This window comes from Pseudoalteromonas sp. 3D05 (assembly GCF_002723455.1).
GTDB lineage: Bacteria > Pseudomonadota > Gammaproteobacteria > Enterobacterales > Alteromonadaceae > Pseudoalteromonas.
In genome coordinates this window covers 18,854-28,269 of record NZ_PDUS01000008.1, presented here as the reverse complement: position 1 = coordinate 28,269, position 9,416 = coordinate 18,854, and the positions used below count along the sequence as shown (strand labels likewise).

Sequence of the window (9,416 nt, the reverse complement as noted above, 5' to 3'; positions counted from 1 at the left end):
AGGGGCTTAATATCAAAGCGATACTTTGCAACAATGGCCATCCCTTTTAACTCCAACTGACACTTGCACCTTGAGGTGGCTTGGGTATATTTTCTTGCAAGGGGGCGTATGCAATATCAACATATATCAGTGCCTAAAGATGGCGAGCAAATTACAATTAATGAGCAGGGGCAGTGGCTCATTCCTGACAACCCTATTATTACGTTTATTGATGGTGATGGCGTCGGTCAAGATATCTCCCCAGTTATGCGCGATTTGGTAAATCATGCCGTAGCACATTGTTACAAAAATAGACGAAAAATTCATTGGCTCGAAGTTTATAATGGCGAGAAAGCAGCAAAGCTATACGATGGCGATTGGTTTCCTCAAGAAACAATACATGCTGTTAGGCAGTTTAAATTAGCAATAAAAGGACCGCTTACAACACCGCTTGGTGGTGGGTTTAGGTCACTCAATGTTGCACTTCGACAAGAAATGGATTTATATGTCAATATGCGCCCAATTAAAGGTTATAGCGCGTTACCTTCACCTTTAAAGCATCCAGAAAAAACAAACATCGTCGTGATCCGTGATAGTTCTGAAGATGTTTATTCAGGAATTGAGTGGCAAGCGGGCAGCGTTGAGGCTGAGAAAGTTTTGGATTTTTTATGCCAAGAAATGGGCGTTACTCGGTTGCGGTTTGACCAACAATGCGGCATCGGAATTAAAAACATATCTAAAGAAGGTTCTGAACGAGTCATGCGTTATGCGCTTGAGTATGCACTTGAGCAAAAAAGTGAGTCGCTTACAGTCGTTCACAAAGGGAATGTTTTAAAATTTACAGACGGCGCATTTAAGCGTTGGGGCTATGAGTTAGCAAAGCGTGAATTTGGTGCTATCCCACATGATAATGGCCGTTGGTTAATTATTAAAAGGGAGAATGAGCCGTCCCTCGTAATTAAAGAAGTTATTGCTGATAACATGCTACAGCAAGCTTTAATGCATCCAGAGCAATTTGATGTGGTTGTAACAACCAATCAAAATGGTGACTATCTCGCTGATATGTTAACCGCTCAAGTAGGAGGAATTGGAGTTATGCCAGCGGCAAATTTGAATAATCAAGTGGCTTTTTTTGAACCAACTCATGGTCCATTTGAACGCATTGCAGGTACAGATAAAGCAAACCCTACAAGCAGTATTTTGAGTGCGGTTATGATGTTGCGGTTTATGAATTGGCATGAGGCTGCACAAGCGATTGAAAATGCATTATCAGCAACATTTGAAGCAAATGAAATGACGTTTGATCTGGAAAAACACGGTCATAGCGCGATAATCCTCAGTTGCAGCGAGTTTGCAAAGAAGATTATCGAACGTATTGAACAATCATGATTTAGGCTGCATTTTCGTTTTTAAATGCAACTCGGTACATGCATGGACGATTTGTTAATTGAGCGGCACGCTGATAAATTTCTTGCGCATCATCTTCATTACTTGGTGTACCACTGAGAGTATCCATTAATGCAACAACAATAATTGCAGGTACTTGACAGCAATACTCATCGAGCACTGCCGTTGTTGTTTGTGCGTCTACGTGGCAATGAGGGTGTGCGTGCTCAACTTGGTACGCATTTAATAAAGCTTGAGCATCGAGAGTGTCATCATCCTGATGTTTATTTTTACGGCATTTACAGCCAAATTCATCTACTAATGTTGCTAATGCTTGGTACACACATTCACTTGTTAGTGTTGCTTTAGCGCAAAGTTGTTGTTCAATAAAAGTATGTAAATTACCATCAATGAATAAACCGTCTTGTTGGGTGAAGCTTGCTGTAGTTTGCATCATAATCATGTCTCTTTGTTAGGTGAGTGAATCATTTTGTATGAATTTACTCTAGCCCCTAAAGCACTATTAATGAAATTGTTGTTTTCAATAACTGATATTGATTTAATCAATAAAAAGAATGTTGGGCATAGCCCAAACCACTTATCTATCAGCAATCGTGCTTGCAAAGTCTATTAATTCGCGGCGTAACCATTGGTGAGGGCTTGCGTGGTGCAGTAAAGGACTCCATAGCATTTTGACTTCAATTGGCACCACTTGAAAAGGGACTGGACTAATGACTAGATCGGTGTGTTTTGCCAGCAGCATTGCTTGTCTACGCGGGAGTGTTGCAATGAGTTTCTCTGATTGACAGAGTAAGCTTGCTACCATGTAATGACGCGTAAACACCCGAATATGACGGGTTTGCTCTAATTGCCACAGTGCTTCATCGACCCAGCCAAGCTTCTGGCTTCCTGATTTATTGGTGACAGCGGCTTCAGCACCCCAACCAGCGCGATTGACCCAAATATGTTCAGCAGCTAAATAATGCTCTAAATCAGGTGAGTCTAAATATTTATTTGCAGGATGCGTAAGGCAGCAGTAATTATCACGCCATACAGTTGCCTGATGAAAAGAGCGGGGCATACCATTAAAACGATTAATGGCTAAATCTATTGTCCCTTTTTCCATGTCTTGTAAGTTAACATCACTGGGGCTAAGTACATCAAAATTGAGCCCGGGGTGTTTTTCAAGTTGAGATGTAATAAAAGGCGCGACGAGTGTAGATTCTAAATAATCATTCGCCATTATTCTAAATGTAAGTTCAGCAGTGGTAGGGTTAAACAATTCGCTGGGTTGAGTAATTGCCTCCGCCATTTTTAATAAGGCTTCTATTTCAGGTTTAAGGCTCAGCGCTTTTGCTGTTGGGGTCATATTACCAGCTGCTCTAACTAAGAGCGGGTCTTCAAATAAATCACGTAGCCGTTTAAGTGCGTTACTCATCGCAGGCTGTGTTAGTGCAAGTTTATTTGCTGCTTTTGAAACATTCTGTTCATCAATGAGCACATTCAGGTAGACAAGTAAGTTTAGATCGACATTCCTAATATTCATTTGATCAATTTTATTCATTCGCTTTATTAATTATCTAAATTTAAGCCTGCTTGCTATGGTATGTAAACCGCTAAAGTAAAATAATCGTTATAAGCAATAAAAATATGCCTAACTCCAAACCAGAACATTATGAAAATCAGTCCAATAAATGCAATCTCGAAGACGTTATTGCAACTAAGCTTGCGCGCGCTGTATTTGCTGGATTTGAGGCGATGTTTGCTGAGTTTTTAAATATAACCTTAGGCGCTCAAAGCCGCTTTGAACAAAGGCAGTGGCTTGATGTACAAGCTGCTATGCGTGCCCGACTACAAGTGTATGAGCGTCAAGTTGCCAATGTTAGTAGTGCGGTTAAGTTAATAGCATATAAAGAATACGATGATGCACGTATCTGGCAGCAGGCAAAAAACATCTATGCGGCTATGGTAAATAATCATGAAAATCAACCAATAGCACATACCTTTTTTAACTCTACATTTGGAGCATTATGGCATGGCAGAAAAATCCGTACAGTGCATTTATTCGTTCTAAAAGCGAAATATCGCACAGCTCCTCGACCATTTGATAATCTAGTAAAGCGTATTTCCCTTAAAAGAGGTTTTGCTAGTGCCGTAACTGAACTGATATTAGCGCAAGCGTTTAGAACCCCATTTGATAATTTTTCACAAGACGTATCTGTTTTGCAAAGTACGTTGATGCTAGGCGCGAAACAGCAATGTCCTCAAGTGTATGAATTAATTAACTTGAACGACGGGTATATAGAATATGCAAACTCACTGTTTTTTCGAAATAAAGCATGCTACTTGATTGGTCGCTGCATAGCTAAAAATGGTGATAACATGCCCTTTGCTGTGGCCATTTTAAATACTGAAGAAGGCTTAAAGTTAGATGCAGTGATGATGGGGGCTGATCAGTTGAGTTTACTATTTGGTTTTGCGCGCACCTATTTCATGGTTGATACAGATCAGCCTGCTCGCTATGTCGATTACCTAAGTGTACTCATGCCTCACAAACAGCGATTTGAGTTATTTAATGCTATTGGCTTCATAAAGCATGCTAAAACAGAATTTTACCGCTACAAAGTTGACACAACAAAGAACAGCCCACCTACAGATAAATACATTGCAGCGCCAGGTACACCGGGTATGGTGATGCTGGTTTTCACGACGCCTAGCTCTGAATATGTATATAAAGTCATCAAAGATAAGTTTAACGCACCAAAAACAGCCACAAAAGCACAGGTAATGGCGAAGTATGATTTTGTAAAACAAGCCGACAGAGTAGGGAGGCTGGTAGATACCCATGAGTTTAGATATTTAGCATTCGACAAAAACCGTTTTAGTGATGAGTTGCTGGCTGAGATGGAAAAGCTGGTTGGCGACAGTTTGATTATTTCAAATAAAGCGGTGATTTTGAAACATGTGTATGTTGAGAGAAAAATGACGCCGCTCAATCTATATTTAAACCAATGTGATAATCAACAACTTGAAAACGTGATGATTGATTACGGTAAAGCAATAAAAGAGCTGGCTGGTGCAAATATATTTCCAGGAGACATGTTAATGAAAAACTTTGGCGTAACCCGATGGGGGCGCGTCGTTTTTTATGATTATGATGAAATCTGCCCATTAATCGAATGTAATTTCAGAGACATGCCAAACAGTGATAACCCATTGGATGAGCTTAGCGCACAAAGCTATTTTGATATAGCACAAAACGATGTTTTCCCTAGTCAATTTACCGTTTTCTTTAGCGCAAATACGGCTGCTTACGAGGTGTTTATCCGCCACCATAGTGATTTGTTTGCAGCCAGTTTTTGGCTGAGTTGCCAAACAAAAATTCACGCAGGTGAAGTGTACGATGTATACCCATATAAACAAAGCTGGCGATTTAAATGAGATTAAGTTAGCCACAAGTCTGATAGCCAATCATTTATAAAAAGGTACACTGACATTTTTAGTTGCAGATAAAGGGTAAATTATGAAATTTATAGGTGTATGTTTGTTAGCGTTTTCTTCTTTTTCGATGGCTAATCCACTACTAGGTAGCTGGGAGTTTGTTGAAGGGAAATATGCCGTAGACGATGGCTTTGTTCATGCCAAGGCTCCACAATTAACTTCAGTGAAGCTAATAACCCCCACCCACTTTAACTACATTACTCAAAAAGATGGTAAATTCCATTATGCTGGTGGGGGAAAGTATGAGTTAAAAAATCAACAATTCGTTGAAACTTTTTCTTACGGCAATATTCCTTCGTTACTTGGTAAAACCATGGCTTTCGACTACAAAGTAGAGGGCGATCTGTGGCATCATTCATTAACTGAAAATGGTAAATTGGTCGAAGCCGAAGTATGGCGAAGAATTAATTAAAGAGAGGGCTTTGTGCAGTATATTTCTCACGATGATGAAAACTTAACACTATGTAGAATAGAAAAACCACAAATTAAACCCCATGAGGTATTAGTTAAGGTCGCTGCAATTGGTGTAAATCGCGCTGATAGCATGCAACGTCAAGGGAAGTATCCTGCGCCTAAAGGCGACAGCTTTATTTTAGGCTTAGAATGTGCTGGATGTGTAGTTGAAATAGGCAGTGACGTAGATAAACAGTGGCTTGAAAAGCCTGTATTTTCATTATGCGCAGGTGGGGCTTACAGTGAATACGTTGCAATAGATGCTAAACAACTTATGTGCCTACCTGAGGGCATATCAATGGCTGAAGGGGCGGCCATATCCGAAGTCTATTTAACTGCATTCGGTGCGCTTTTTCAATTAGGTAACTTACAACAAGGACAAACTGCCCTGATCCATGCTGGCGCAAGCGGTGTTGGAGGTGCAGCTATTCAAATGGCGAAGCGTGTTGGAGCAACGGTTGTAATAACCGCGGGCAGTGAGGAGAAATGCCAGCATGCCAAAAAACTGGGTGCAGATCATGTAATCAATTACAAACAAGTCGATTTTGTAGAATATATGAAAGCTCATAAATTATCGGCAAATGTCATAGTTGACCCTGTCTCAGGACGCTATTTAAATAAAAACGCTGCCATTGCCGCAATGGATTGCCAAATCATAATGCTGGCATTTTTAGACGGGCGTTTTGCTGAAGTAGATTTCGCCCGATTACTACAAAAGCGTATCTCACTCCATGCTTCAACGCTTCGCAACAGAAGTTTAGAGTTTAAACGCCAATTACGTAATGGGTTTGTTGATAAGTTTTACGCTGATATTGTGAGTAAAAAATTCGATTTCAACATTTATAAAACGTTACCTTGGCAACAAGCTAATGAGGCACATCGTATATTAGAAAATAATGAGAATGCAGGTAAAGTGGTATTACTCGTAGAGTAATTACATTGTGCAGCTTTAAAACGAATGATCTGCCCATATAACAGTGAGTATCTAGAAAGCGAACTAAGGCAAAACATGAACCCTATTATAGCAACACTAAAAGAGCACAATGTAAGTGATGAAAAAGTACATGAGCTTTTCCAAGCGTTTACACAAAATCCAATGATGGCTATGGCGCTTGTACAGCAATTAGGTATTCCACCTGAGAAGCTTCAAGCCTTGATGGGCCTGGTAATGACGAAACCAGAGCTTATTAAAGAAGCTGCAGAATCTTTGGGTATTAGCGATGGTGAACTAGAAAAAGCGAAAGAGCAGTATAAAGGTCAGTAATCATTTACTGTTAATCGATTAGCTTTAATTATGCATTATTAAAGCTAATCAACCTGTGTTTATAGAGTGTATTGATGCGATAGTTTATACAAAGTTGGTTGATAACTGTCTATTACATGAAAACTTAAATTTCCGTTAAGCCCCAAATAATTGCTGCGACTGTAGTCAGTGCCATTAAAACAAAGTAGACAATCCCCACAAAGCCATAAGTAATTAACGCGGCAATAATGCCTTGTTTGTAGATGCGCTTTTGCATAATAAATAGATAAACAGGTATCCAAAGTAACATTACAAAGCTTATAAACGCTAACACACTCGCTATGGCAGCAGCTAAACCACTACCAGTGAGCATTAGTTGGTCGTGAGTCACGTCAAAAATATCAATTAATAACAGACTCATAAAGATAAAACTATGGCTGTGTAACGCAATCGTTAAATGTTCCATATAAAGGCGTTTTGAACAGATAAAAACAATTTTCAGCAATACAGCAAATAGTGGTAACAGCACAAACATTAATTGAGGAAGTTTGCCAAGCACTTCATTAATTAAACGGTTTGTATCTGACGTGAAGGTTTTTTTTGCTTTCTCTGTAAGTGACGTAGCAAAATCACCTAGCTTCTTGTTGCTTTCATTTGATAAAAAATCGAACGATACATTAACACTATCTTTGTTATTTTGCAGACCACTACTTTGTTGATTTAATTTTATTCGCTCAAGTTCTAAGGTGATTAACTTACGGGTGCTTGCAGTGAGCTTTGCATTTGCTTCAATTGTGCCATCAAGGCTCAATTCTTCTAAGTAACGATTAAAGCGAATTAATTCAGCATTTACCTGATTTAACTTTTGGTTTTTTTCTTCAGCGTCTAACGTTGATTTATGTTCATTGAGTGATTCAATATGCTTAGTCACTTGGTTTATAGCAACTTTATTGCTATTAAGATCCAGCTCAGGTTTTTCTTCAGCTGAAACTGTAAGTTTTAAAACAAGAAAAAACACAATACTGATAAATAAGTAGAGTCGTAAAGGAGGCACGTAATGAACCCGCCTACCAGCAAAGTACTCACTCGTTAAAAAGCCAGGGCGAAACATTAAAGGCCAAATGGTACGGCTAGCCCGAGAGTCAAAACTAAAAATATCATCGAGTAAGTGTAAAATAACAGCCCAAAAATACTTTAATGTCGAATCGAGAGATTGCCCGCAGTGAGAGCAAAATTCACCAGAAACTGTTTGGTGACAGTTATCACATTTTTTAGAAGGTGTTAGTTGTTGGGTCACTTCGTCTTTTTCAATAATTGTGGACTGGTCGTGTGAAGATGAAGGGGTATTATGCTTTATAAGCTGATTCTCTAGCGACATAAGAACACTGATTAGTTGAAATCCATTTAACGAATGCACAAAATAATAACACTTTGTTACACTAAAACCACAAGTGTTTTATAAAAAATTAATTTTAAAGGTGATGACTGCAGCAGTATCTGCTAAATTCAACAATGACAACGAGGTATTTCATAGTTGTTAGTCATAGTGATAAATAACTGTGACCAAATAGCCAAAACAGGAGAATTAAAATGGCGTTTGAAGTTAAGTTTGAATTATCTGATACTGATTTAGAGCATTTTCGCGATGTAATGCGAAAAGCTCAGCAAGGCGCACAGGCACTCAGTGAGCAGGTAATAATTAATAATGCTAAAAAAATCAGCTCAAATATTAAGGAAAATGTTCCAGAGTTTGTGCGTCTTCGTATTAAAAAATTAGAAACATTTGTCGCAATGATTGAAGATAGTGAATGGCAAATCCCTGAAGAAGAGCGTGTGGAAATTTTAAGTGCATTGGCTTATTTTAGTGATCCTGAAGATCTAGTGCCTGATCATATCCCTGTTTTAGGCTTTTTAGATGATGCGATTATGATAGAACTAGTTGCAGGTGAATTTAATGACGATGTTGAAGCATTTGAAGAGTTTTGCGCTTATCGTAGCCGTGAAACAGCACGTAACTCTGATGCATCAATCACACGTGACGAATGGTTAGATTCAAAACGCCGTGAACTTCATAGTCGCATGCGCAGCCGTCGTAATGAACGTCGTAATGCTGGGCGTTCTTCATTCCGCTCAGTATTTTAAGCGAAATTAAACTCTCAAGAAGCTGATTAACACTCTTTTTTTATAGCACTTTTGCTACTTAAAATAGAGTGTTTTTTACAGCTGAGCGCATAGTAGTTCACTCTAGCATTCTACAATGAGCTAACATCTATTGCGTATATAAGGTCGCTTTTGTATTTTAGCCCGCTCTTGTTGGGCAAACTCAATTCCCACATTAAGTCTATCACCTTGCATTTGATTATTGCGAACATGTGCACTGTTCATAACCGTGGTGCTGTCTATCGGGGAGAGTAAATAAACAAAAACTTATCGTTTCTTAAGAGCTAAAAAACCTGAGCTAACATGTACGCTAAAGCGACAACCAGTCACTGAGCTATCAATAATAACGCCTTGTAATTAATTTTTGCTATTAAAACTTTGCTCTTTACTGATACTTATTTTTGCTGGGATATGTGTCTGTAATCGATTAACTTCCCTTAGCTGCCTGCCTTCAATTTTCAAGGGTAGGTGAGGTAGAGTAACATTTCAGGTCGCACAGAACTCGTTAAAACTGTGGTGGCATAAGCAACACATTCTCCCCGGTTTCCCTTAAAAATATGCCGAATAACAGCAACATTTCTTGCTTTTAGAATATCACTATACACATTGATCTTAGCTTGCTTAGGGTACTTAAAATTAAATACTTTCCAGCTTCATAGCCAACAAGAGTAAGCTTAAATTGCATAGCTAGCGG

Annotated in this window: 9 protein-coding genes; 6 read left to right on the top strand and 3 right to left on the bottom strand. The window is 39.0% G+C overall.

The window, feature by feature from the left end:
- Positions 1-108: 108 nt before the first annotated feature.
- Positions 109-1,368, top strand: a complete 1,260-nt coding sequence (gene icd, locus CSC79_RS09945; RefSeq protein WP_099295660.1) for an NADP-dependent isocitrate dehydrogenase — start codon at positions 109-111, stop codon at positions 1,366-1,368.
- Between the two features lies 1 nt (position 1,369).
- On the opposite strand, the gene CSC79_RS09940 is transcribed toward icd, so the two are convergent.
- The gene (locus tag CSC79_RS09940) at positions 1,370-1,819 is read right to left on the bottom strand and encodes a hypothetical protein (RefSeq protein WP_099295783.1); all 450 of its coding nucleotides are present in this window, start codon (positions 1,817-1,819) and stop codon (positions 1,370-1,372) included.
- 144 nt (positions 1,820-1,963) lie between these two features.
- Positions 1,964-2,911, bottom strand: a complete 948-nt coding sequence (locus CSC79_RS09935) for a LysR family transcriptional regulator (RefSeq protein WP_099295782.1) — start codon at positions 2,909-2,911, stop codon at positions 1,964-1,966.
- 104 nt (positions 2,912-3,015) lie between these two features.
- Between CSC79_RS09935 and aceK the strand changes: the two genes are divergently transcribed.
- The 4 genes from aceK to CSC79_RS09915 all read left to right on the top strand — a co-directional run bounded on the left by aceK (position 3,016) and on the right by CSC79_RS09915 (position 6,583).
- Positions 3,016-4,806: a bifunctional isocitrate dehydrogenase kinase/phosphatase gene (aceK, locus tag CSC79_RS09930; protein ID WP_099295659.1), complete on the top strand. Its 1,791-nt coding sequence runs from the start codon at positions 3,016-3,018 to the stop codon at positions 4,804-4,806.
- Between the two features lie 82 nt (positions 4,807-4,888).
- Positions 4,889-5,278 (top strand): hypothetical protein, encoded by a 390-nt coding sequence (locus CSC79_RS09925; RefSeq protein ID WP_180270411.1) that lies wholly within the window; start codon positions 4,889-4,891, stop codon positions 5,276-5,278.
- A gap of 12 nt (positions 5,279-5,290) precedes the next feature.
- Positions 5,291-6,253 carry a zinc-binding dehydrogenase gene (locus tag CSC79_RS09920; RefSeq protein WP_099295658.1) on the top strand — a complete coding sequence of 321 codons (963 nt, stop codon included), beginning with the start codon at positions 5,291-5,293 and terminating at the stop codon, positions 6,251-6,253.
- A 75-nt stretch (positions 6,254-6,328) separates the two neighbouring features.
- Positions 6,329-6,583, top strand: a complete 255-nt coding sequence (locus tag CSC79_RS09915; RefSeq protein ID WP_099295657.1) for a DUF2999 family protein — start codon at positions 6,329-6,331, stop codon at positions 6,581-6,583.
- A gap of 124 nt (positions 6,584-6,707) precedes the next feature.
- On the opposite strand, the gene CSC79_RS09910 is transcribed toward CSC79_RS09915, so the two are convergent.
- Positions 6,708-7,940, bottom strand: a complete 1,233-nt coding sequence (locus CSC79_RS09910) for a DUF3667 domain-containing protein (protein ID WP_099295656.1) — start codon at positions 7,938-7,940, stop codon at positions 6,708-6,710.
- A gap of 212 nt (positions 7,941-8,152) precedes the next feature.
- Here CSC79_RS09910 and CSC79_RS09905 point away from each other — a divergent pair, with 212 nt between their 5' ends.
- On the top strand, positions 8,153-8,704 hold the full coding sequence (locus tag CSC79_RS09905; RefSeq protein ID WP_099295655.1) for a YkvA family protein: 552 nt from the start codon (positions 8,153-8,155) through the stop codon (positions 8,702-8,704).
- The last annotated feature ends 712 nt before the right edge of the window (positions 8,705-9,416 follow it).